Origin of the sequence: Mesorhizobium sp. M1078 (genome assembly GCF_040318615.1) — a bacterium.
Taxonomy (GTDB): domain Bacteria; phylum Pseudomonadota; class Alphaproteobacteria; order Rhizobiales; family Rhizobiaceae; genus Mesorhizobium.
Genome location: NZ_JAMYMP010000003.1, coordinates 184006 through 206134 on the forward strand (window position 1 = coordinate 184006; position 22129 = coordinate 206134).

General features: G+C 59.2%; 24 protein-coding genes. 17 read left to right on the forward strand and 7 right to left on the reverse strand.

Annotation, left to right across the window (positions count from 1 at the left end):
- Positions 1 to 302: 302 nt before the first annotated feature.
- From NKH38_RS07255 to NKH38_RS07275, 5 genes are all read left to right on the forward strand, one after another.
- A complete protein-coding gene (locus NKH38_RS07255; RefSeq protein ID WP_023681150.1) occupies positions 303 to 830 on the forward strand; it encodes a YciE/YciF ferroxidase family protein in 528 nt (175 codons plus the stop codon).
- 213 nt (positions 831 to 1043) lie between these two features.
- The gene (locus NKH38_RS07260) at positions 1044 to 1256 is read left to right on the forward strand and encodes a hypothetical protein (RefSeq protein ID WP_352761796.1); all 213 of its coding nucleotides are present in this window, start codon (positions 1044 to 1046) and stop codon (positions 1254 to 1256) included.
- A gap of 68 nt (positions 1257 to 1324) precedes the next feature.
- The gene (gene xth / locus NKH38_RS07265) at positions 1325 to 2101 is read left to right on the forward strand and encodes an exodeoxyribonuclease III (protein ID WP_023668041.1); all 777 of its coding nucleotides are present in this window, start codon (positions 1325 to 1327) and stop codon (positions 2099 to 2101) included.
- Positions 2102 to 2215: 114 nt separating this feature from the next.
- Positions 2216 to 2788 (forward strand): hypothetical protein, encoded by a 573-nt coding sequence (locus NKH38_RS07270; protein WP_023729502.1) that lies wholly within the window; start codon positions 2216 to 2218, stop codon positions 2786 to 2788.
- A gap of 15 nt (positions 2789 to 2803) precedes the next feature.
- Positions 2804 to 3100 (forward strand): SemiSWEET family sugar transporter, encoded by a 297-nt coding sequence (locus NKH38_RS07275; protein ID WP_023681146.1) that lies wholly within the window; start codon positions 2804 to 2806, stop codon positions 3098 to 3100.
- Position 3101: 1 nt separating this feature from the next.
- On the opposite strand, the gene NKH38_RS07280 is transcribed toward NKH38_RS07275, so the two are convergent.
- Entirely contained in the window at positions 3102 to 3701 is a 600-nt protein-coding gene (locus NKH38_RS07280; RefSeq protein WP_352761793.1) for a cupin domain-containing protein, read from the reverse strand.
- 40 nt (positions 3702 to 3741) lie between these two features.
- On the reverse strand, positions 3742 to 4251 hold the full coding sequence (locus NKH38_RS07285) for a pyridoxamine 5'-phosphate oxidase family protein (protein ID WP_352761791.1): 510 nt from the start codon (positions 4249 to 4251) through the stop codon (positions 3742 to 3744).
- A 137-nt stretch (positions 4252 to 4388) separates the two neighbouring features.
- On the opposite strand from NKH38_RS07285, the gene NKH38_RS07290 reads away from it, so the two are divergent.
- On the forward strand, positions 4389 to 4568 hold the full coding sequence (locus NKH38_RS07290) for a hypothetical protein (RefSeq protein ID WP_023712199.1): 180 nt from the start codon (positions 4389 to 4391) through the stop codon (positions 4566 to 4568).
- 183 nt (positions 4569 to 4751) lie between these two features.
- On the opposite strand, the gene NKH38_RS07295 is transcribed toward NKH38_RS07290, so the two are convergent.
- Positions 4752 to 5669, reverse strand: coding sequence for a glycoside hydrolase family protein (locus NKH38_RS07295; protein ID WP_352761789.1), 918 nt, complete (start codon positions 5667 to 5669; stop codon positions 4752 to 4754).
- Positions 5670 to 6022: 353 nt separating this feature from the next.
- On the opposite strand from NKH38_RS07295, the gene NKH38_RS07300 reads away from it, so the two are divergent.
- Genes NKH38_RS07300 through NKH38_RS07310 form a run of 3 tightly spaced genes read left to right on the forward strand, consistent with a single transcriptional unit; the run spans position 6023 to position 8909 of the window.
- A complete protein-coding gene (locus NKH38_RS07300) occupies positions 6023 to 7195 on the forward strand; it encodes a glycosyltransferase family protein (RefSeq protein WP_023729506.1) in 1173 nt (390 codons plus the stop codon).
- A gap of 2 nt (positions 7196 to 7197) precedes the next feature.
- A complete protein-coding gene (gene glf / locus NKH38_RS07305) occupies positions 7198 to 8340 on the forward strand; it encodes a UDP-galactopyranose mutase (protein WP_023668033.1) in 1143 nt (380 codons plus the stop codon).
- A gap of 47 nt (positions 8341 to 8387) precedes the next feature.
- Positions 8388 to 8909, forward strand: coding sequence for a ferritin-like domain-containing protein (locus tag NKH38_RS07310; RefSeq protein WP_023687824.1), 522 nt, complete (start codon positions 8388 to 8390; stop codon positions 8907 to 8909).
- Between the two features lie 69 nt (positions 8910 to 8978).
- Here NKH38_RS07310 and NKH38_RS07315 read toward each other — a convergent pair whose 3' ends face one another.
- Complete coding sequence (locus tag NKH38_RS07315; RefSeq protein ID WP_352761786.1) at positions 8979 to 10136, reverse strand: glycoside hydrolase family 26 protein; 1158 nt, start codon at positions 10134 to 10136, stop codon at positions 8979 to 8981.
- A gap of 299 nt (positions 10137 to 10435) precedes the next feature.
- On the opposite strand from NKH38_RS07315, the gene NKH38_RS07320 reads away from it, so the two are divergent.
- The 5 genes from NKH38_RS07320 to cyoD all read left to right on the forward strand — a co-directional run bounded on the left by NKH38_RS07320 (position 10436) and on the right by cyoD (position 15581).
- The gene (locus tag NKH38_RS07320; RefSeq protein ID WP_352761784.1) at positions 10436 to 11326 is read left to right on the forward strand and encodes an MBL fold metallo-hydrolase; all 891 of its coding nucleotides are present in this window, start codon (positions 10436 to 10438) and stop codon (positions 11324 to 11326) included.
- 271 nt (positions 11327 to 11597) lie between these two features.
- Positions 11598 to 12488, forward strand: a complete 891-nt coding sequence (gene cyoA / locus NKH38_RS07325; protein WP_050591515.1) for a ubiquinol oxidase subunit II — start codon at positions 11598 to 11600, stop codon at positions 12486 to 12488.
- Positions 12489 to 12490: 2 nt separating this feature from the next.
- Positions 12491 to 14491: a cytochrome o ubiquinol oxidase subunit I gene (cyoB, locus tag NKH38_RS07330; protein ID WP_352761863.1), complete on the forward strand. Its 2001-nt coding sequence runs from the start codon at positions 12491 to 12493 to the stop codon at positions 14489 to 14491.
- Positions 14488 to 15174, forward strand: a complete 687-nt coding sequence (locus NKH38_RS07335; protein ID WP_352761862.1) for a cytochrome (ubi)quinol oxidase subunit III — start codon at positions 14488 to 14490, stop codon at positions 15172 to 15174. Before cyoB ends, NKH38_RS07335 begins: the two co-directional genes overlap by 4 nt.
- Complete coding sequence (cyoD, locus tag NKH38_RS07340; RefSeq protein ID WP_023668026.1) at positions 15171 to 15581, forward strand: cytochrome o ubiquinol oxidase subunit IV; 411 nt, start codon at positions 15171 to 15173, stop codon at positions 15579 to 15581. The genes NKH38_RS07335 and cyoD overlap by 4 nt, the downstream gene beginning before the upstream one ends.
- 71 nt (positions 15582 to 15652) lie before the next feature.
- Here cyoD and NKH38_RS07345 read toward each other — a convergent pair whose 3' ends face one another.
- Positions 15653 to 18982, reverse strand: a complete 3330-nt coding sequence (locus NKH38_RS07345; RefSeq protein ID WP_352761781.1) for a DEAD/DEAH box helicase — start codon at positions 18980 to 18982, stop codon at positions 15653 to 15655.
- 213 nt (positions 18983 to 19195) lie between these two features.
- Between NKH38_RS07345 and NKH38_RS07350 the strand changes: the two genes are divergently transcribed.
- The 3 genes from NKH38_RS07350 to NKH38_RS07360 all read left to right on the forward strand — a co-directional run bounded on the left by NKH38_RS07350 (position 19196) and on the right by NKH38_RS07360 (position 20766).
- Positions 19196 to 20131, forward strand: coding sequence for a Crp/Fnr family transcriptional regulator (locus NKH38_RS07350; protein ID WP_352761779.1), 936 nt, complete (start codon positions 19196 to 19198; stop codon positions 20129 to 20131).
- 19 nt (positions 20132 to 20150) lie between these two features.
- Positions 20151 to 20387: a DUF6894 family protein gene (locus tag NKH38_RS07355; protein ID WP_023668023.1), complete on the forward strand. Its 237-nt coding sequence runs from the start codon at positions 20151 to 20153 to the stop codon at positions 20385 to 20387.
- Positions 20388 to 20589: 202 nt separating this feature from the next.
- Positions 20590 to 20766: a hypothetical protein gene (locus NKH38_RS07360; protein WP_023687819.1), complete on the forward strand. Its 177-nt coding sequence runs from the start codon at positions 20590 to 20592 to the stop codon at positions 20764 to 20766.
- 186 nt (positions 20767 to 20952) lie between these two features.
- Here NKH38_RS07360 and NKH38_RS07365 read toward each other — a convergent pair whose 3' ends face one another.
- Together NKH38_RS07365 and NKH38_RS07370 are read right to left on the reverse strand one after the other, a co-directional pair.
- Positions 20953 to 21345 (reverse strand): response regulator, encoded by a 393-nt coding sequence (locus NKH38_RS07365; RefSeq protein WP_023687818.1) that lies wholly within the window; start codon positions 21343 to 21345, stop codon positions 20953 to 20955.
- A 243-nt stretch (positions 21346 to 21588) separates the two neighbouring features.
- On the reverse strand, positions 21589 to 22119 hold the full coding sequence (locus tag NKH38_RS07370) for a DUF1003 domain-containing protein (protein WP_352761776.1): 531 nt from the start codon (positions 22117 to 22119) through the stop codon (positions 21589 to 21591).
- Positions 22120 to 22129: the final 10 nt, after the last annotated feature.

The window sequence follows — 22129 nt, forward strand, 5'->3', positions numbered from 1 at the left end:
GGGCCAGCAATCAAGCGGCTGCAGAGCGGTCAGGAGGCTTGAGAGGGCGTTGCCCCGACTGCTCTGCTGCCGCGGAACTTGCGTCTCCTGCAGTCCCAGGCCCTCAGACCGCACGACCGTTGGCGGGAGCCCGATGGCGTGCGCCCCGCCGCGGCTCTTCGACGAGAATGACGTGGTCGTTGTTCTCAGTGAAGCGCAGGACCCTTTAAATTTAGATATCTCCATTATCCCGGAACCGGGTTCGAGTTTCCGAGTTAAGAAAATGCTCGCGACGGGCAATTTTCAACAGAGGAGACGGCACAATGCCCACTGCCAAGAAAGCCAATGGCAACAACAAGGACTTGGAGGACCTTTTCCTCGATGGCCTCAAAGACATCTACTATGCCGAGAAGAAAATTCTGAAAGCCTTGCCGAAGATGGCCAAAGGCGCATCCGAAGAGCAAGTTTCGGCAGCATTCGAGAAGCACCTCGCTGAAACCGAGGGGCAGGTCGAACGTCTGGAGGAGGTCTTCGAGATTCTCGGCGCTGCCGCGCGCGGCAAAACCTGCCCGGCGATCGACGGCATCCTGGAGGAAGGATCTGAAATCCTTCAGGAGTACAAGGGTTCGACTTCGCTGGATGCAGGGCTCGTCGGTGCCGCGCAAGCAGTGGAGCACTACGAGATCGCCAGGTATGGAACCCTGATCGCCTGGGCTACGACGCTCGGCAAGGACGACGTGGTTGCGCTCCTCAATGCGACACTTGAAGAGGAGAAGGCCACCGACGAGGCGTTGACTGCCCTCGGTGAAGCCGGCGTCAACGAACGAGCGGCAGAACGGAAAGCGGCTTGATTGATCGCCTACCCAACCGCCTCGGCGACCCATGTGCCGAGGCGGTCCCGGGAGATGAAGGACATGATCACGCATATCTACAAAGGACTGGAATGTTTCCTGCTTGAGTGTTCGGCCGCGCTGGTCAGGCGCCGCGCCCTTGGCGGTTCGCAGCGATCCTCGGCAGCTGCGAGAAGAGCGCAGAGATGAGTTCAGGGCCCGCAAAGCCGCCGAATGAGCGCCAAGATGGAGAGTCGGATGGGCTTCTTTGGAAAATATTTCTCAGGACTGTTGAGCAAGAAATCGACTGACGGCAAGGGGAGCGGCGATCTGCGGAAAGCTACCGGCGCGGGTCCGGCAATTGCCGCGCATTCCAAAGATGCAAAGACATCCGCTGCTTCCGGTCAAAGCACCAATGCTTCGAGCAAAAATGCAGATGGACGATGACAAAAGGCAAGATTTGGCTACCGACTTTATGTCGCATCGAAGCGGCGCAAAGACGTTAAATCGTCGAGATGACCCGCATCGCAACCTTCAACGTCAATGGCGTCAACGGCCGACTGCCAGTGCTTCTCAAGTGGCTTGGCGAAACCGGCTATGACATCGTCTGCCTTCAAGAACTGAAGACCTCTGACGAAAAATTTCCCGTCGATGCGATTAGAAACGCCGGCTATGGCGCAATCTGGCACGGACAGAAGTCCTACAATGGCGTGGCAATCCTCGCTCGCGGGATTGAGCCGCTGGAACGTCGTCGAGGTCTGCCGGGCGATCCCGACGATTCGCACAGCCGCTACATCGAGGCAGATGTGAATGGGCTTGTTGTCGGCTGCCTGTATTTGCCCAATGGCAATCCAGCGCCGGGGCCGAAGTTCGACTACAAACTTCGCTGGTTCCGACGTTTGATCACCTATGGCCAGGTGCTGCTCGGCGATAGCTCACCGACCATCCTGTGCGGCGACTATAACGTCGTTCCAGGCCCGATCGACGCGGCGGTGCCGGGGCGCTGGGTTGGCGATGCCGTTTACTTCCCCGAGAGCCGGAGCGCGTACGCCGAAATGCTTGCTCAGGGCTGGTTCGATGCGGTTCGTCGCATTCATCCAGAAAAAGGAATTTACACCTATTGGAACTTCTCCTACCGCGGCGGGTACGATCGGAGTTCCGGGCTCCGGATGGACCATCTCTTGCTGAGTTCATCCCTATTGGATCGCCTGAAGAATGCCGGAGTAGATGCCGAAACGCGTGCATGGGACAAGCCGAGCGATCATGCGCCAGCCTGGATAGAACTTGATTGAGCTTCCTCGGCAAGGAGCCTGAAGACCTAGTGGCGCTCCTTCGTGATTACATTTGGCCGCGCATGTCTATCGTCAACAATGAGGACTGCCGGCGCCAAGCGATTCAAGGACGCAATGATGACAAACACTCAAAAGGAAGCTGAACTGATTGCGCGCCTTGCACGCCAGCATGGCGTCGCCGATGGCGCTGTCATGGCTGTCCTTGAGGCGTTGCGGCGTGGTGGTGGAACCATGGCCCAGTTCAGCCACGTCGACTTCGGAGGAATGTCACAATGGTCCTCCGGCATGACGATGGTCGGCGACATGTTCGATGACAGCCTCAAGGCGAAGCTCAACACTATCGCGGCGGAGCTCTCGGCCTACTTGCGCGAACATCCCGCCAAGCCACAACGCGACGACACGAATGTGAGCTATCGTTCTGCAGGTATGGCCCACGCCGGCTCATGGTGGCCTGAGGAGCTTGGGAGCCCGTCTGCCGCTGGTTCTCAAAACAATATGCGCTACGCAGCGTTTCCTGAGCGAAGCCGCCTGGTCATCGACGATCATGGAAAGACGGAGATTTATGACACAGGCGACCATCGCATATCCGGTGTTTCGCAGAGCCAGAGCACGGCCTCCACCCTGACCTTTGTCAGCCAGCACGGCGTGGTCCGCGTATCTGATCTCAAGCGCGTATCTGCGACGTAGGTCAGGGCCGCTTCCATGCAGACAGTCACGCTCATCGGCTATCTCGCGACCGTCTGCTCGATGAGCAGTTTCACCCCGCAAGCCTGGAAAATCATCAGGACACGGGAGACAAGCGGCATCTCCGCGCCGACGTATGCCATCACTGTGTTGGGCTTCGCCTTGTGGCTGGCCTTCGGCATCATGAAGGCAGAGTGGCCGATCATAATCACGAATGGCGTCTGTCTCCTGCTGTCAGCCTTCATTCTCACAATGACAGTCCTGCCGCAGGCTGAGAAAGACGCAGTTGCCAAGGCTTTCGACCCCGACGACTAAATTAGCGCTTCCAACTTTTCAGCAGCGGACCTTGGCTACCATATGCAGGATCCTTGCGCGGACGCCCCACGCTGGGGATGGTTGCGAGCGCATCGCTATGCTGATCCTTGCTCCTACATTCGTCATAACTCCCAAACGGAGGATACGCGCCGACAACCAAAAAATCATCGGATGCCGAGACGCATTGGTGCCCGGTGCCTGCCGGGAGGACCGCGACGTCACCGGCCTTCAGCGACAGCGTTCGTCCTTTCTTGCCGCCAAACCGAACTTCAGCATTTCCGCGCGCAATTCCCAGAACCTCGTGTATTTGCGAATGATAGTGAACGTAATCATAGATGCCGTTTCGCCAGCTATCGCCCCATCCGTTTGCATCGAAAAGCACCTCCATGACGGCTGCTGAATCAAGTCCTTCGGGCAATTCGACGGCGCCGCGATAAACGACGAGCGGCCATGCTGGATGATTGGGCACAAGTCCATCATCCTTGAACCAGAACTCATTCGACTTTCGCTGCCTCACCAATCCGGCGACGATTTCCATGCGCGGTCTTGCGAAACCGGTGACGTTCTCGATCACCTTCTTGCTGGTTTCCAAAATGCTCATCGACGCTGCCTCTAAAGCAGAGGTTAGTTTAGCCGCTCGCTCAGAGCTCGACCTTTGCGTTGTCGCCCACATTCGGCTTGGCGCCGGTAACGGCCGCAAACACCATCGTTGCGGTAGCCATGATTAGCCCCGGGCTGTCCCACAATTCGCCTTCGTCGGGTTTGACCGTTATCAGACGAATCTCGGGATCATCGGCATTATCCCACCAGGCTGAGTCAGTTTTCTCCCAGAGCTCGGCGATCTTTTCCCTGTCATTTGTCACTGTGGCCGGGCCTGACATCGTGACGTATTTGTAGTGGCTGTTGTCACTCCAGGCCAATGTGACCTTTGGATAGGTCGACAGCTGCTTGCTCTTGGCGCTGTCGTCATTGACGAGGAAATATATGGCGTTTTCTTCACGGACCACACGCGCAGATAGCGGACGGGCTCGATTGTACTCGCCGTCCCAGGTCACAAACATGCAGACGTCGATGTCCTCGGCGAGTTCCCAGATGCGGTCTGTCGCCTCGGCGGGCGTGAGGTCCGTCTGCTGCTTTCGGCGGTTAGCCATAAGCGTCCTCCTGCGGGTGAATATCCTCGCTTACAACTCACGTCCCGCCACGACGTTCCAACTCACTGGGTCCTTCGGCTTGCTAAAGCGGTGGAACTTTCGAAATTGCCGGAAGTTTGGATGGCAAACGCGAGGCCATGATGGCGGACAAGACGCTTCGAACATCAAGACGGACACCCGAGCAGGACGCTAAGGGTCAGTCGGAAAAGGACCACAAGGGCGGCGGAAACGATGGCGTCGCCAGCGCCGATCCGCGGGTGATCTCCGGCAAAAAAGACGGCGACGCGACATTCCCTGTCAAGGGACCGAAGAAATAGCTATGAGCCCATTAGTCGGGCGTCTGGCGGTGTCATCGATGCGCGGAGACAATTGACGAACGGGCTGACATCATTTCGCGATGACACTTTGCTACCGTCACCGACGCGGATCACCTTCAACCCTCCGGAGTTCCATGGCCGCATGACGCGCATCCGCCTCAAGGCGCTAATGGCAGCCTGGAATCACGCGACCTTTGAAAGGAGAGCTACGTCGCATCTGGCCAAACCATAGCGCCATCGGTGATCGGTTGTGGCAACCCGGCTCTGGTAGAACAGTGAAAGCTGACTGCCATCGATCATCACTGTCGAGTGCCCGTTCTCGCCCGGTTGACCTGGCTCCAACACCGGGCCGATCGAAACGTAAGGGCCGCTGACCTCGTCGGCGATGGCAAAAAACACCCGTTGCCGGTTTCCCCGAAGGCCATTCGGAAGAAAGCAAGTGGCGTTGAGAAGCACCCGGCCGTCCGGCAGCTCGATCAGTTGCGCGCCCTCAATGCCCCATTCGTAGTCGGGATCATCTCTGGTGTTATGGTGGGGAACATCGTTGTGGTCGAGGATTTTGCCGATCCGCTTCCACGGACCGAACCACGAGTCGGACTGGCTACGTGCCAGATAGATGTCGGGCTGAGGCACCCTGGTGAATTTTGGCATAGCCGAATAAACCAGGTAGCGCCCACCGCCAATGACTGCCGGATGCGGATCGTAAATTCCGTCCTCTTCCGTGTCCGGGATGGCCAGAATGGCCGGACTGAGGACTACCCAATGGAACCCGTCGTTGGAAACCGCATGCTCGCAACGGCCACCCGACTTCATGAATTCCGTCTGGATGAACATGTGGAAGACGCCGCACTCGTGGGTCACACCGGGAGCCGCAACACCAGTGCCGTTGATTGGAAGTTCGATCGGCCCATGCTCGGCCCACGGCCCATACAGATCGGGCGCCGTGGCATGCAAGATTCTCCACGTCTCGGTGGTGACCGTGCCGCTTGACCCGAAGACGTGCCAGACACGGCCATCGAAGACAGGACACGGGTCCTTGAGATCATCCACGCTTTGCGGATGAAACAGTGGAAAAACGTTGGTTTCAAAGTTGATGTTCATGTCAGCCCCGGAATTCGCCTCGGCAGTCGGAGACGCGCAGAGATACAGGCGAATCATTGATGTTAGGCACATTCTATAGCCAACGAGTTCAACGCAAATGCGGCAATGCCGCTGTCCACCAGCATTCGTCGTTCAACCACGCTTTCAGTGGCGGCCGGGTTCCGACAGCCGCCCTCGCCTCCGCACCCAGATCCCGCTTCGTGCGTGGACCAAGCGGGCGACCGGGCCTTCTTCATTTCAGTTGGAACAACTCACCTGATCGAAAGTTAGGAGCTGGAACTAAGTAGTTCTCTCCATTCGCGATTAACAAATGTTAATCGTAACATAAATAGTGTCACAGAGGGAGTATGTCAATGGAAGCGGCCTTTGGCGGGGTAACCGGCAGTCAATATGTTCGTCGGGAAAATATACTGGTTTGCTTCTCCCACTTACGATGGAATTTTGTTCACCAGCGTCCGCAGCATCTCCTCACCCTTGCATCCGCTCAGCAGCGAGTGGTCTATTTTGAAGAACCCGTTTTCGAAGAATTGCCGCAGCCGCTGATGCGGACGAGCGTGGCATCGGAAAACATTCTGATTGTCACACCAGTGCTGCCGCTTGGCACGTCGGCCGCGAAAGCAGATGCCGTCCAGCGGAGATTTGTGCAGCAGACCATCGCTTCTATGCCGCATAGCCGGCTGATCGCCTGGTACTACACCCCAATGGCTCTTCGCTTTACGGAATTCCTCGACCCAGACATATGCGTCTATGACTGCATGGACGAACTCTCTGCGTTCAGGAATGCGCCCCCCGAGCTGGGCCAGATGGAAAAGGCGCTTCTTCGCCGCGCGGATCTCGTTTTCACCGGTGGTCTAAGCTTGTTCGAGACCAAGCGTCACCTCCATCCCGCCATCTTTCCATTTCCGAGCAGCATCGATGTGAGGCACTTTCACACCGCAAGACAGCCAGGAAGGGACCCAGCCGACCAGGCGGGCATTCCTTCCCCGAGGGTTGGATATTTCGGCGTCATCGACGAGCGGCTGGACGTCGATCTCGTGGCGCTAGCGGCAAAGACAATGCCGGACGTGCATTTCGTCATGCTCGGTCCGGTTGTCAAGATCGACCCTGCAAGCCTGCCGCAAGCCGAAAACCTTCATTGGCTTGGGCCGAAAGCCTACTGCGATCTGCCCGACTATTTGCGCCATTGGGACGCCGGATGGATGCCGTTTGCCCTCAACGAGGCGACGCGTTTCATCAGCCCGACCAAGACGCCGGAATTTCTCGCGGCGGGTCTGCCGGTGATCTCGACGGCAATCGTCGACGTGGTTCGCAGTTACGGTGCTGCCGGGCTGGTGGAAATCGCCGACTGTGACGATCTGGAAATCAAGCTGCGCTCCGTTCTTTCGCGACCGCGTCAGATGCTCCTGCAGCAAGTCGATGCCTACCTTGCGGACATGTCCTGGGAACGGACATGGAATGCCATGGCAGCTCACATTGAGCGCGCCTATCAACGCAAGAAGGTCGTGCCCCTTCGCAGGAGTGCATAGCCATGTTCGATTGGCTGATCGTCGGCGCGGGTTTCGCCGGCAGTGTGCTTGCCGAAAGGATAGCGTCGCAGCGTCAGGAAAGCGTTTTGCTGATCGATCGCCGCAGCCATGTGGGAGGCAACGCCTACGACTGCTACAATGAAGCCGGCATCCTCATTCATCGCTACGGCCCGCACATCTTCCACACCAACAGCCAAACGATCGTGGACCACCTTTCCCAGTTCACGCAATGGCGGCCGTACGAGCACAGGGTGTTGGCGGCCGTGGACGGGCAACTCGTTCCCATCCCGATCAATCTCGACACCATCAACCGGCTTTACGGGCTAGACCTGACCTCGGCACAGCTGGAGGATTTCTTCGCGTCGCGACGCGAAACGGTGGAGGACGTCCGAACGGCTGAGGACGTCGTCGTCAGCACCGTGGGGCGCGAGCTCTATGAAAAATTCTTCCGCGGCTACACAAGAAAGCAATGGGGCGTCGATCCCAGTCAGCTGAGCAAATCCGTCACGGCACGAGTGCCGACCAGGACCAACCGTGACGACCGCTATTTCAGCGACAGCTTCCAGAAAATGCCGGCCGGCGGGTACACGCGGATGTTCGAACGCATGCTCGATCATCCGAACATCAAGATCATGCTGCAGACCGACTTCCGTGAAATTCGTGAGAAGATACCGTTCAGGCGCATGGTTTATACCGGCCCGATCGATGAATATTTCGGCTGGCAGCTCGGGCACCTTCCGTACCGTTCGCTTCGTTTCGAGCACGTTACACTGGATTGCGAGCAATTTCAGCCGGTTGCCGTGGTCAATTATCCCCAGACGGAAGATTACACGCGCATTACCGAGTACAAACATCTGACCGGCCAGCAGAGTTCGCGGACCAGCCTGACCTACGAATACCCCACGGACATCGGGGACCCGTACTATCCCGTGCCCCGGCCCGAAAACGAAGTGCTCTACAAGCGCTATGAAGCGCTCGCGGCAAGCTGCCCAGACGTCTGGTTTGTCGGTCGGCTTGCAACTTACCGCTATTACAACATGGACCAGGTAGTCGGACAGGCTCTGGCCACTTTCTCGCGCATCCAAAAAAGCCTCCCGGCCTGGGCGCGCACGGACGAGCCGTTGTTGGCCGAGCCGAGAAGATAGTTTCTTTCAAGACGGAAGATCGGGCGGGTATCAGAAGGAGAAACTCGATGGATACAAACTTCAACTCGGAAAGCCGTGAGATATTTATCGTCGGCTTGCGCAACGCGCACGCCATGGAAAACCAAGCGCTGTCGATCATGAAGCCTCAGGTCGAGCGTATAGAGAACTATCCGGAGGTGGCCGATCGCTTGCGCCGGCACATTCAGGAAACCGAAGGCCAGATCACGAGACTCGAGTCCGTCCTGGAGGGCCTTGGCGAGGAGCACTCCACCCTCAAGGACACCGCCTTGTCGATGGTTGGCAGCGTGGCCGCCATTGGACATTCGATGGCCGGCGACGAGATCATCAAGAACAGCCTGGCGAATTTCGCATTCGAGAACTACGAGATCGCTGCCTACAATTCGCTGCTGGTACTGGCCGACGCCGGGGGCTTCCAGGATGCTGAAAGGGCCCTCAAGCAGAACCTGAACGAAGAGGAAGCCATGGCCAACTGGCTCAAGGAAAATCTGAGCGACGTTACCATGCGGTATGCCAGGTTGCGCGAGGCCGGGGCGACTGCAAAAAGCTGATGCACCGCACCGGCGCGGGCGGCGTTTCGAAACAGACGCTCGCCCGCCCCTCCCTCGTTTGAGGCCTCTTCAAGGCGTCGTGTCCGCCACGAGAAGAGCTTGCTGACGGGCCAGTTCATCTGCTGTGGGTTTGCGCAGGTGTCGCCTGCCGTCAGCCTGGATGACGGAAAACAAACCAACCTCGGCATGTCGCGAATTGTCCCAGCCCGGGTAGGCCGTTATCGGGTACAGGCAAATACCCTCGATCGGCGCTCCGAGACTGATTGCGGAACGCACCTCGTCGCAGAGATAGTGGAGCCAAGCCGGCCCGCCGGATCCCTCGGAACCGGTCTCCGCAATGAACATCGGCTTACCGTGTCGGTGAGCAACTTCTAGCAACATTTCCGACAGGGCGCGGTACTCGTGGTGTCCCATCGGAATCGTCGGCCCGTTTACGTACCATTGATTGTGCGGGTAAAAATTCAAGCCCACGACATCGACTACATCTTCGCTCCCGCCCAACTCAGGTTCGACGCGGCCCAGCAACATGTCGTAAGCTTCGAACTGCCCCTGTCGGGCGTTTTCGGCCCGGCGCCGTTCGCTGCGGGTCCGGTCACGAGGGGCGATATGGATAAGCGGCTCGGCCCAGACAAATCTGCAGGCGGGGTCGATCTCCCGCATTGCACGAACACCCGCGATGGCGGCCTTCACGAGGTGCCGCTTGAACCATCCACGTTTGTTCGGCCCCACACGCGGGAAATAGCCGACCTCAACAGCCCATGCGAAAAAGGAGATTTCGTTGATGGGGCACAACAGAGGCGATGTTCCGGTGATCGAACGGTGTACCTTGACGGCTTCTGCCGCGAACGAGGCATAGGCGTCGATGAAACGCAGCGAGCCCTGATCGACATGGTCCGGAGATCCGTAGTGAAAGATGTCCCAGATTACCTGAACACCTGCCGATCGGGCTGCCTCGACCATTGGCGCCCAACTTGACCAGTCATAGGTTCCGGGAGCGGTTTCGATCAAATGCCAACGCAGGCCGTCGCGGATGGTGCGAAGGCCGAGTTCGGCGCAGCCGCGGTAGTCGCCCAGGGCATGCAAATTATGCGAGGTCGCACGAATAAGATCGAGGCGAACGCCGTCCTTGCGCCGGTGCGAGGAGCATTCAAAGCCTGCCATGAAAAAACTGGCGAAGCGCGAAGCTTCCGGAACCGAGGCCTCCGTCTGGGGTCCCACTTCGCTCATTTTTCGAAGTCTCCTTTGGGCAATCGGCTTCGAACTCGGCCGCCTTGTCCGGACCGGGAACCGCGTTGGCGAAATACCGAATTCAGTCGGGCGCGCCCCATGTTCGTTGCTCAGTCCAGCTCGTCCTTGCGTGGCCGGTAGTGCCGAACCCATTGGTAGAGCCTTTGTTCCGGTGGTGAACTGTCCGGGAGCCGCGTGGCAAATGAGGAACAAGGAGGCCCGTCCCAAGTTCGGGGCGATGTACAGCCGCCGTCATCCACTCGAGCGGCTGCTCGGCAACAACAGAGGCATGGGATCACATGACCGTTCAGATTCGACTTTCCGAGATCGACCACGCCAGGCGCGAGGATCGTGGCGACGGCGCTTGGAGCATCGCACCGGACCTGGGTTACTTGCGGCTAGCAATCGTCAATGTCGTGTTCTTCGGCGCACCGGGCAGCGGAGATCGGAACTGGGTGCTGATCGATACCGGGTTGCCGACGTCTCGCAGCAGCATTCTAGCGGTCGCGGAAAAGCGGTTCGGCGTCAACGCACGGCCGGCTGCAATCATCCTGACCCATGGCCATTTCGACCATGTGGGAACGGTTCTAGAACTCGCAAATGGCTGGGACGTGCCTGTCTTCGCCCATCCACTCGAGCACCCCTATTTGGACGGAACCACATCCTATCCGCCACCGGATCCCTGGGTTGGGGGTGGACTGATGGCGCTGCTTTCACCGCTTTTTCCACGCGGGCCAATCGATCTTGGCAGCCGTTTGCAACCCTTGCCCGCCGATGGATCGATCCCCGGAATGCCCGGATGGCAATGGCTGCACACACCCGGACATGCCCCTGGGCATATCTCGCTCTGGCGCGAGCAAGACCGCTCGCTCATCGTAGGAGACGCTTTCATCACCACCGGTCAGGAGTCGGTCTATGAAGTCGCCATTCAGGATCTCGAGATGCACGGTCCGCCGCGCTATTTCACGCCAGACTGGGATGCCGCGGAAAGGTCCGTGAAGCATCTGGCTGCCTTGAGCCCCCATATGGTCATCAGTGGGCACGGCGCGGCTGCTGCGGGAGTGGGCATGCGTCAGGCTCTCGATAACCTGGCTGAGCGGTTCAGGGTATTTGCCGTCCCGCCGAAATTGAAATTCGTGCGCGAGCCAGCGTCGCCGATAGCTAGGCCAATCGAGCCGCCATCGTTCTGAATTATGGTCAGATTGGGCCAACGCGGGACCATCGGACAGAGTAACTCGGTCCAGCGGAACAAACCCGGCCGGCGACAGTTGGGGCACTCGCTCAGGGGGCGACACCCTGCGAAGTGCCGCGAGGTTCCGCGCCATGGGGAGGCTCAGATGGAAACCCGATGAACGCATGCCCTAGCACGCGTTCCCGCAAAGAGAGATTGCAGAACCGGTGTTGTTGCCATCCAGCCCTAAGTTGACACGCCAACTGCTCTGTATCCTAGGAGGCGCATTCTTGCCCGGTTGCGCGGGGGGAGTGCTCGATCCCCAAGGACCAATTGGCGTCGGCAATCGCACGATTCTTTTGAACTCGCTGGCGGTGATGCTGGTGATCGTTGTTCCCACGCTTGTTGCGCTTCTGGCATTCGCCTGGAAGTTCCGCGCCTCGAACAGCAACGCCCGCTATAACCCGGAGTTCACCTATTCGGGACGCGTGGAGTTGATCGTCTGGTCGATCCCGACGCTCACCATCCTGTTCATTGGCGGGCTGATCTACTACGGATCGTATCAGCTCGATCCACGCAAACCGATCCCTTCTAGCCAGCCGCCGCTCGACATTCAGGTGGTGGCGCTCGACTGGAAATGGCTGTTCCTCTATCCCGAGCAGGGCGTGGGTGCTGTCAATCAACTGGTTATCCCCGCCGGTGTTCCAGTGCGTTTCAAGTTGACCTCGGCCAGCGTGATGAACACGTTCTTCGTGCCCCAGCTTGGCAGCATGGTCTACGTCATGAACGGCATGCAGACCGAATTGCATCTGCAGGCCGACCGCGAGGGCAGCTTTTTCGGCCAGTCGGCGCACTTCAGCGGCGACGGCTTCTCGGATATGAATTTCAGTGTGAGCGCGGTTTCAGCCGATGCCTTCACCCGCTGGGCGTCATCGCTGCGTGGCGGGGGCGGCGTGCTGAATGCCAATGCCTATCGCGAACTCGCCCGGCAAAGTACAAATGTGGCGCCGGCTTCCTTCGGTCATGTCCAGCCTGGGCTGTTCGAAGCGGTCGTTCAGCAGACGCTCCCACCGGGTCCGGGGCCTGCTGAGAGCGCAGCCAGCGGCGAGCCACAGGTGAGCCCAAGGGCATTCCCCGCGGCGGCGGCAACGATGACCCATCATCCACAAGGGGCAGAATGACGATGCTGGGCAAGCTCGACTGGTCGGCCGTTCCTTTCGATCAACCCATCCCCCTCGGCGCAGCCCTTGGCGTCTTTCTGGCAGCAGCCGCCGTGCTTGGCTGGATAACGGTGAAGGGCTACTGGCCATATCTGTGGAGCGAGTGGATAAGCTCGGTCGACCACAAGCGCATCGGCGTGATGTACATTGTGCTGGCGATGCTCATGCTTCTTCGTGGTTTTATCGATGCTATCATGATGCGCACACAACAGGTGCTGGCGATTCACGGGCCGGGCTACCTCCCGCCGGAGCATTACGACCAGATCTTTTCCGCGCACGGCACGATCATGATCTTCTTCGCCGCGATGCCGTTCATGATCGGCCTGATGAATTTCGTCGTGCCGCTGCAGCTTGGCGTACGCGATGTCGCTTTCCCGACGCTCAATTCCGTCAGCTTCTGGCTGACGGCTTCCGGAGCCCTGCTGGTCAACATCTCGCTTGTGGTCGGCGAGTTCGCGCGCACCGGCTGGCTGCCCTATGCCCCTTTGTCGGAAACCACCTACTCGCCGGGCGTCGGTGTCGATTATTATCTGTGGGCGATCCAGATCTCCGGCGTCGGCACGCTGCTCACCGGTGTCAACCTGGTGACGACTATCCTCAAGATGCGGGCGCCGGGAATGGGCTATCTGCGAATGCCGATGTTCTGCTGGACCTCGCTCGCGTCCAACCTGCTCATTGTCGCAGCCTTCCCGATCCTTACCGCCACGCTCGCAATGCTGACGCTGGACCGGTACCTCGGCTTCCACTTCTTCACCAACGAAGCCGATGGAAATCAGATGATGTTCGTCAACCTGATCTGGGCGTGGGGCCATCCCGAAGTATACATCCTGGTGCTTCCCGCCTTCGGAATCTTTTCCGAGATTTTCTCGACTTTTTCATCGAAGCCGCTGTTCGGATACCGTTCGATGGTCGCGGCCACGATGTTCATCTGCATCGTCTCGTTCATGGTCTGGCTGCATCACTTCTTCACCATGGGTGCCGGAGCGGACGTTAATGCCGCCTTCGGCATCGCCACGTCGGTCATTGCCGTGGGAACCGGTGTGAAAATCTACAACTGGCTCTTCACCATGTATGGCGGGCGCGTTCGTTTCGACACGCCGATGCTTTGGGCACTGGCTTTCGTGACCACCTTCACCGTCGGCGGCATGACTGGTGTGCTGCTTGCCGTCCCGCCGGCCGACTTCGTGCTACACAATTCCCTTTTCCTCGTCGCGCATTTCCATAACGTCATCATCTCGGGCGTGTTGTTTGGAGCATTCGCCGGCTTCACCTACTGGTTCCCCAAGGCGTTCGGCTTCCGTTTGCACGAAGGCTGGGGAAAAGCGGCATTTTGGGTCACCTTGGCCGGCTACATGCTGGTCTTTGTACCGCTCTATATTGTCGGTCTGCTCGGCATGACGCGGCGCCTGCAACATATCGATATGGACCTTTGGGCGCCGTGGCTGGTGGTGGCCGCTTTCGGCGTGGTGGTGATGATCGCCGGCGCGGCGCTGCAGATCACACAGCTTTTCGTTTCGATCCGGTATCGCGACAAGTTTCGCGACGAAACCGGCGACCCGTGGGACGGGCGTTCGCTGGAGTGGTCGACATCTTCCCCTCCTCCTGTCTTCAATTATGCACGGCTGCCTCACGTGGAAGACGAAGAACCCTACTGGAGCATCAAGCAACGAGGGATCGAACAGAGCGCGGACGAGGAAAAGGCATATGAGCCGATCGAGATGCCTCGCAACAGCCCGACTGGCTTCGTCACCGCCTTCTTCAGCACACTGATCGGCTTCGCGCTGATCTGGCATATATGGTGGCTGGCGATCGTCGGTTTCATCGGCGCATACGCAACCTTCGTCGTATTCGCCTGGCGCGATCATGGAGACTACGAGATCCCTGTCGACGAGGTCGCCCGCATCGACCATGACCACAAGGCAGCCCAGTTTGCCCGGCTGCGCGGGTGGGAGCGCTCGGCATGAGCGATCACGCATTCTCCGGCGACATCAGCGCCGGCACCCAGGCACGGGATCCGTATCGGCTTAATCACACCGGTCGGCATGCGGTGCGCTCTGCGACGGGCCACGGAGAAGGCGGCCCGGCCTCAAAGTTCGTCACGGTGACCTACGGCTTCTGGATCTTTCTCCTGTCCGACATCATCATGTTCTCGGCATTTTTCGCCGCCTACGCCGTGCTCGCCAAGGCAACCGCCGGCGGACCGACAGGCAAGGATCTGTTCGAACCGACACGGGTTGCGGTCCAGACGGGCCTTCTGCTCACTTCGAGCTTCACCGGCGGCTTGGCAACACTCGCCACCCGTCGCAGATCAATGGATGCCACGCAGTTCTGGCTTCTCGTCACGGGGTTGCTCGGGGCAGCGTTCCTGTTCCTGGAACTACAGGAGTTCGCGGCAATGATCGGCGAGCAGGCAGGCCCCTCGCGCAGCGCATTTCTTTCTGCCTTCTTTGCGCTCGTTGGCTGCCACGGTGCCCATGTCGGTCTCGGCCTGCTCTGGCTGGGAACGATGATGGCGCAGCTGTGGGTCAAGGGCTTTCGGCCCGACATTTTGCGGCGGCTCCACTGCTTCGGGCTCTTCTGGCACGCCCTCGACATCATCTGGGTTGCCATCTTCACCCTGGTCTATCTGCTGGGAGCATCGTCATGACCGAGTTCGAGAGCAAGACCGGCGAGTTGCAGGACCGCCGCGATTCAGCGCCGGGCGAGGAACACATAAGCGAGCACGAAACGGCTGGGGGCCTCTCGGGCTATGTGCTCGGCTTCGGGCTGGCCATCCTGCTCACGATCGCGTCATTCCTGGCGGCGCGAACCGACCTGATTTACCAGCCCGCGGTCATCTCGGCCCTGGTGGTGCTCGCCGTTGCGCAGATGGGCGTGCATCTTGTCTTCTTTCTGCACCTGACCACCGGGCCGGACAACACCAACAACATCCTGGCCCTGGCCTTCGGCGTGCTGATCGTCGCGCTGGTGGTTCTGGGCTCTATCTGGATCATGGCCCATCTGAATGAAAACATGGCTGCCATGACACCCCATCAAGCCGGAACGATGCCTTGAACGCTGCCCTGCGAACGCACAGCCGCCACAGTGCACCATTCGCACCGTGGGCCGAGGAGACAAAAGGCTCGTCAGATCTCGTGCTTTGGCTGGGCTGCACGTAGGGCATCAAGCGCTAAGCGGACCGCATCGATGCCTGAGACGCCGGGCGGGATTGGCCTGAAAATCAGGCGGCCGTTCCGGTACTCCAGGCCCAAAGCCTTGCTGTTCCGCCATCGGGACGCCGACGGCTTGTTCCTAGGGGTGATCGCGATGGCCTCGGGACCCACATCGACTTTGCCGACGCCCAATTCCGACGCTGCTATTCGCAACCTGGTAAATTCCAGCAAAAGGGTTACTTCGCCAGGCATGTCTCCAAAGCGGTCCTCGAGCTCTTCGCTGAATGTATCGAGGTCCGGCTCCGAACGGATGCGGGAGAGCCGCGCATAGAGGCCAACGCGCACCGTAGGCTCGTCGACATAGCTCTCGGGAAAAGCCCCCTTTCCCGAGCCATTGATCTCGGCAAGTTGCTTGCCGAAGTTGGCCCCTCCGCCAGCCGCCGAGACCGCGCGCTCCAGCAAGTGCTCGTACAAGCCCACTCCGATCAGCTTCATATGCCCGGCCTGGTCTTCTCCGAAAAGATCGCCGGCGCCACGCAGGTCGAGGTCCCTTTGACTGATTGCCAGGCCTGAGCCGAGCCGATCGAGCGCAAGCATCGTCGAAAGCCGGGCCCTGGTGCTGTCGGCCAGTTCAACGCCAGGCTGGGTCAGAAGAAACGCAACGGCCTGCACCGCCCCCCTTCCGACCCGGCCCCGCAGCTGGTGCAACTGCGCCAGACCGAACCGGTCGGGGCGCCAAACGATGATGGTGTTGGCCCGCGGCACATCGAGGCCGCTCTCGATGATGTCGGTGCTCAACAAAATGTCGCCATCACCGTCGGCGAATCCGACCATGACTTCGTCCAGCTGTCTCCCCTTCATTTCACCATGCGCCGTCTTGACCCCGAGTTCCGGCACCAGTCTGTTCAGTTGGTCACAGGCCTGGGCAATATCCTCGATCCGCGGGACCACGAAAAAGCTCTGTCCACCCCGGTGAAATTCACGCAGAAGGGCCGCGCGCACCGATGCTGGATCGAACGCTGCCAAGATCGTGCGAACGGGACGTCTTTTGGCGGGCGGAGAGTTTAGAACGCTGACGTCCTGGATGCCTGACAACGCCGATTGCAACGTCCGGGGTATCGGTGTGGCGGTCATGCTCAGCGTATGGAGGCGAGGCGCCATGGTCCGCAGCGCGCGCTTCAACTTGACCCCGAACCGGTGCTCCTCGTCGATCACCAGCAGTCCAAGATTGGCGAAGGTGACGCTCTTGGACGCCAGGGCCTGAGTACCCACAACGACCGCAACCTGGCCGCTCCGCAGACCCTCTTTTGCCGCTCTCGCCTCCGCTGCCCCGACCATTCTTGAAAGGTGGGCGACCTGCAGGCCGGTTCCTGCGAAGCGGCGGCTGAACGTCTCATAGTGCTGTCGTGCCAACACCGTTGTCGGCGCTATGATAGCAACCTGTTTCCCGCAGAAAGCCGCGGCGGCGCAAGCACGCAGGGCGACCTCTGTCTTGCCGAAGCCGACATCGCCGCAGACGAGCCGGTTCATTGTTCTTCCCGACGAAAGATCATCGAGCACAGCGCGGATGGCGGCCGCTTGGTCGGGCGTCTCCGTATAGGGAAATCTCGCCGCAAAACGGGCCAAGTCCGTGCGGGAGGGCTTTATGATCTCGGCAGGCTGGCTGGACCTGATTTTGGCAAGACTCAAGAGGCGTTTGGCCAGCCTGTCGATCTCGCGCAACGCAGCTTCGCGTCGCTTCGGCCAGCCCTCGCCTTTGAGGCGATCAAGCGACACTGCCTCCGGTTCCGAGCCGTAGCGCCATATTCGTCCAAAGTCGTCGACCGGAACCAGCAAGGAAGCCCCGCCATGATATTCCAGTCTGACGACATCCTGTTGCTGGCCAGCCAACTCGACCTGTTCGACCGCGGCGAGCACGCCCAGGCCATGGTCTTCATGGACGACGACATCGCCAATGCGCAACTCGGGTTCGAGTATGCCCGTGGTCGCGCTCCCGCTCGCCTTTAACGCGGGCCCAAACAGGTCGGATGCGGCCACCACGGCGATATTGGATTGCGCGTCGACAAACCCTTCGTCGAGGACGAATTCAGCCTTGAGAACAGAGCCCCTCGCGGCCGAAAGGATTTGCGGCAAGTCGGCCGCTTCCTCTGCCCGCCGGCCTAGTCTCCTATCGAGCAGGCGATCTGCTCGCTGCAGTTCAGAGGCATCGCCGGTGAACACTACTCTGACTCCGGCACTCGTCTGCCCTCTGATGAATTCCGCGAAATCATACCCGGGTCGGGCCTGGCGGAAGAATTTGGGAACTCCCACGGCAGAAACGGCTAGTCTCACGCAGCAGCGGTTAAGCAGAGCAGCGTCCCACTCTTCACGGGATAGGTAAAATCGTCCCGGCAAAGGTTTTTTCGTTCCGGCTGCCTCCTGCCTGGCACGACGTGCATCCTCGACCAGATCCAGAATTCTGCCGAGCGGCTGCCCGTCGGTCCCTTCAAGGAAGGAGATCGAAGCGCTGGATGCCGCATCGAAGACGGATGGCATAGCGCCATACGATGCGACCAGGCGCTCCTCCATCGACGTCGCGCGCATCGCTGTCAACTCAGGATGCTCACCAGCTTTAAAGATCAGCTCGGATGCCGGTCCGACCGTAATCGAGTCTCGAACCTGATCGCTGAGCTGACTGAGCGGGTCGTAGGTCTTGAGCTGCCGGATGCAGGCATCGGGATCAACGATGACGCGAACGGGGCCATCCGCGCCAGCAGGGAAAATATCGATGAGATCGCCCCGAAAGGCTATCTCACCCGGTTCGTCGACCCTCTCGTCGACGACATAGCCAATGGCTTCGGACCAGGTTCTAAAATCGTCACGGTCGAGCTTTTGTCCCACCTCCAGAATTGTGAAACCGCCAGCGATGACCGGAGCAGGCGGCACCCGCTGCAGAATGGCTTCGAGCGACATTACAGCGATGCGCGGGCGATCCGGCTTCGTTGCGATCTCACGCAACGCACGAAGCCTTCGCCCCATATTGGCGCGTGTGGGCCACACCCTGTCGTAGGGCAGGCAATCCCAGGACGGCAGCAAGATTATATCCGCGTCAGGCAGGAACTGACGCAAGGCGCCGGCGATCTCCTCGGCACTGCGTTCCGAGGGAGCTATATGGATGATGTGCTTGTCCCGACTGGTCTCCAGGCCACGGGCCAGCGCTACCGCGATTGCTGAGGATGGCGGTCCGCCGTGCTCTATCGCAAACCCGCTGTCATCCGTGTGATCGATTTGTTCGACATCCGTCCGCGAAATATGCCTGTTCACTGAAATCTCACCTTGCCACTGAGACAACGTCAGCGGAGCCACCCCGTTCCTGGCGGCGCATCAAAGAGTTCCAGGACGGGCTGCGGGTGCAGCCCTTGAAATGGGCGGAGCGACAGGGTCAAAGCTGCGCCGTGATCGGCGAACTCCTGGGGCTGGCTGCCCAGCGGGAAAATTTCTAACCGAGCCTATGTCATAGGTTAATGCATTGCTGCCTTGCTCACCTATGGCTGTCCTAAAAAACTGGTGCTTCGATCATTCCGGGATCTTCAACCACGCTCGACGCTGGCAAAACGCTCCAGGCATGGGACCATGCCGCACGGCGGCGCCTTCTGCCGCCGCGCATATGTCCCCATGCCAGTCGGAACTTTTGGCGCGGATAATAGTTCGATCACCAACATCAGCCAGGTAGTCAATTTGTTCCCCACCTCATCCTCGGATGTACTCATTCGCAAGCTTCAGACCATCTCGGATCTTCGAGAGGCCGACATCGGCGTTCTGAAAGGCATTCCGATCCAGGAGAAGGAATATTTGGCCAACCACGATCTGGTGCGTGAGGGCGACCGTCCTGTTTACTCGTTTGTCGTTCTTGATGGCTTGATCGGTTCGACCAAACATACGGGCGAAGGAAAGCGACAAATCACATCATTCTTCGTCGCCGGCGACATTCCTGATCTGCATGGGCTGCATCTGTCGGTCATGGATTGTAACTTCTCGACCCTTACGCCGGCGCGAATAGGTTTCATGCGGCATGACACCCTGCGTGCCGTTTGCGACCAGCACCCTCGCATCGCCACCGCTTTTTGGCGGTCGACGTTGATAGATGCCGCGATTTACAGGGAGTGGGTCATCAATGTGGGAAGACGCGAGGCATACACCCGCATGGCTCACATCCTGTGCGAACTGATTTTTCGCTTGCGCTCCATGGGGCGCATTGAGGATCACGTGGCGGATATCCCCATTACACAGGCGGCCCTTGGCGATGCACTGGGTTTGTCCACGGTCCACGTCAACCGGATGCTCCAGGAACTACGACGCAGAGGCCTCATTGCCACCTCGGGATCAAAAGTTCACGCACTGGACTGGGCTGGCCTCACTCACGCAGGAGATTTCGACACGACCTACCTGCACCAAAGGAACCCCGCAGATTAGCAGTGACGGAAGCTCTCCGATGGCACGATTTTTCTTCGACAGCGGCGATGGCGATCTCATCTTCGAAGACGAAATAGGTGTCGAATGCGCTGGCCTCGAGGAGGTCCGCCGCGCGGGATTCGAGGGCCTTGTCGACCTCACGAGAGAGTCACTGAAGAGCGTCGACGGGCAGCAATTGTTTATCGAAGTGCGCGATGAAAATGGCGCCAAGATTTTGCGGCTGAGCCTCTCGCTTCGGGTAAAATCGAACGTATAAATTTGCACTCTACGCGCAGCGTTAGGCGAGCGGACTGGGACTGCAAACATCCACTGGCATGTCGTGTCTCAAAACCAGGGCCACTTTTGAGCGACATGCATTAACCCATAGATTGTGCCTCGATTCGCCTCGATTTGTGTACAGGACGGGGAACCATCAAAGAGCCGCCGAGTTCGTCCAACGGACAAGCTCGGAATCTAACATGGAAGAAATCGGCAAGGCACAACAAAAGGTCATAGCCCGCCTCATACGGGAGTGGATTTCATCGGACGCCAATCGTCGCCAGCTTCGCCAGTTGCTGGATCTGCCGACAGACGCGGACATGCCTAGCGAGCATCGGTCATTGCTTGACGAACTCGACCGAAAGCTCAACCAATGAGCGCCCCTGCTTTCGGGAGGGCTCCCGAGTGGATGCGAGCCGGTGGCGAGGGGAAAGGAGCTGAGGTCGACATCTGGTTGAGGCCGCCGACATTTGACCCAAGCAGACGCGAACGCTTTACGCCGGACGGCGCCGATTGGCCGAAGAAGAATGTTCGGTCGTGTTCGCGGAGCCGCGGTCCCATTCCTAGAGGTGAGTTTCTGCACCTTGCTGCGCGTTTAAAAGTTGAGAAACGGCAGTTATGATCTGCGGCAGAAAAAAGGGCTTGGTGATCATTATGCTGTTGGGCACACCTTCCGCTCCCCAGTGTACCGCGCTGTCGCCACTGATATAGACAACCGGGATGGTCGAGTTGGACCTTCGCAAGTGCCGAGCGACCTCCCACCCCGACTGTCCTGCTCCCAGACGGATGTCCGTGAGCACGGCCTTGAACTTGGTCGGATCGGGGTCGAAAGCCGCCAGCGCCTCGGCGGCACTCCGAGTGCCGACGACCTGGAAGCCGGCCTCCTCCAAAGCTGACTCGAGGTCGAGCAGGATCATTGTCTCATCTTCGACGATCAGAACAGCACCTTCGCTCATCCGGAATCTCCCCAAGCCGCCACCGCTAATACGAGTTCGGCGTCAACTTGGTTCCATCTGACGCGCAGCAGCCTGTTGGTTATCGAAGCTCTACGCTGCCTCGATTGCGCGGCGGACTTGTGACGTCGGGAAGCCACCCTGGAAAAGGCCGACACCGGCTTAGCTGCTTCGACAGCCTTGGACAATGAGGCTGAATTACAGGTTGTAGCCGACGCTTAACCGTTGCCGACGAGGTCGCTTTGATCAAGCGTTCTCCTGATCTCCAGAAGCTTGCTGGATCTGCGTCATCACCTTTTGGGGATCCACATTCTCGGCGAGTTCCGGCAGCTCTTTGTCGGCCGGGGTCGAGATATTCAGACGCGCCGTCAAGGCAGCCACCATCTCGATCAGCCGCGTGGTTTCATGTTCGTTTAGAAGGCTGATCTGCAAATCCAGTTCGGCTCGGCGCTCGCTGTGGGCGGCCATTCTGTTCTGATTGATCAGCACGAAAGTAGACAGGAAGATTGCCTCAACCGAGGCGACCATAGCCAGGATCACGAAAGTCGGGTCCCAGGCTGGGACGGCTGGTATCTCGCCAAGGTTTGCGAGGACCCAGACGACAAGAATTGCAAGGTGCAGATAGACGAAAGTCATGCTTCCCGCGAAGCGCGAAACAGCGCCGGCGACCCACGCTTGAACGCCTTGGCGCTCTTCTTGCTGCCGCCTGTGCTCCACCAGGGCCTGTATGTTCTGGTGGAGCACCGACTGCATGTCGGCTGGACGTTGGTCGCTCATTTGAAAGCCC

Bases quoted from the DNA above. Each gene is read 5' to 3' on its own strand.
- NKH38_RS07255 (WP_023681150.1), top strand. From the start codon at position 303: ATGCCCACTGCCAAGAAAGCCAATGGCAACAACAAGGACTTGGAGGAC.
- NKH38_RS07260 (WP_352761796.1), top strand. From the start codon at position 1,044: ATGAGCGCCAAGATGGAGAGTCGGATGGGCTTCTTTGGAAAATATTTC.
- xth (WP_023668041.1), top strand. From the start codon at position 1,325: ATGACCCGCATCGCAACCTTCAACGTCAATGGCGTCAACGGCCGACTG.
- NKH38_RS07270 (WP_023729502.1), top strand. From the start codon at position 2,216: ATGATGACAAACACTCAAAAGGAAGCTGAACTGATTGCGCGCCTTGCA.
- NKH38_RS07275 (WP_023681146.1), top strand. From the start codon at position 2,804: ATGCAGACAGTCACGCTCATCGGCTATCTCGCGACCGTCTGCTCGATG.
- NKH38_RS07280 (WP_352761793.1), bottom strand. From the start codon at position 3,701: ATGAGCATTTTGGAAACCAGCAAGAAGGTGATCGAGAACGTCACCGGT.
- NKH38_RS07285 (WP_352761791.1), bottom strand. From the start codon at position 4,251: ATGGCTAACCGCCGAAAGCAGCAGACGGACCTCACGCCCGCCGAGGCG.
- NKH38_RS07290 (WP_023712199.1), top strand. From the start codon at position 4,389: ATGATGGCGGACAAGACGCTTCGAACATCAAGACGGACACCCGAGCAG.
- NKH38_RS07295 (WP_352761789.1), bottom strand. From the start codon at position 5,669: ATGAACATCAACTTTGAAACCAACGTTTTTCCACTGTTTCATCCGCAA.
- NKH38_RS07300 (WP_023729506.1), top strand. From the start codon at position 6,023: ATGGAAGCGGCCTTTGGCGGGGTAACCGGCAGTCAATATGTTCGTCGG.
- glf (WP_023668033.1), top strand. From the start codon at position 7,198: ATGTTCGATTGGCTGATCGTCGGCGCGGGTTTCGCCGGCAGTGTGCTT.
- NKH38_RS07310 (WP_023687824.1), top strand. From the start codon at position 8,388: ATGGATACAAACTTCAACTCGGAAAGCCGTGAGATATTTATCGTCGGC.
- NKH38_RS07315 (WP_352761786.1), bottom strand. From the start codon at position 10,136: ATGAGCGAAGTGGGACCCCAGACGGAGGCCTCGGTTCCGGAAGCTTCG.
- NKH38_RS07320 (WP_352761784.1), top strand. From the start codon at position 10,436: ATGACCGTTCAGATTCGACTTTCCGAGATCGACCACGCCAGGCGCGAG.
- cyoB (WP_352761863.1), top strand. From the start codon at position 12,491: ATGCTGGGCAAGCTCGACTGGTCGGCCGTTCCTTTCGATCAACCCATC.
- NKH38_RS07335 (WP_352761862.1), top strand. From the start codon at position 14,488: ATGAGCGATCACGCATTCTCCGGCGACATCAGCGCCGGCACCCAGGCA.
- cyoD (WP_023668026.1), top strand. From the start codon at position 15,171: ATGACCGAGTTCGAGAGCAAGACCGGCGAGTTGCAGGACCGCCGCGAT.
- NKH38_RS07355 (WP_023668023.1), top strand. From the start codon at position 20,151: ATGGCACGATTTTTCTTCGACAGCGGCGATGGCGATCTCATCTTCGAA.
- NKH38_RS07360 (WP_023687819.1), top strand. From the start codon at position 20,590: ATGGAAGAAATCGGCAAGGCACAACAAAAGGTCATAGCCCGCCTCATA.
- NKH38_RS07365 (WP_023687818.1), bottom strand. From the start codon at position 21,345: ATGAGCGAAGGTGCTGTTCTGATCGTCGAAGATGAGACAATGATCCTG.
- NKH38_RS07370 (WP_352761776.1), bottom strand. From the start codon at position 22,119: ATGAGCGACCAACGTCCAGCCGACATGCAGTCGGTGCTCCACCAGAAC.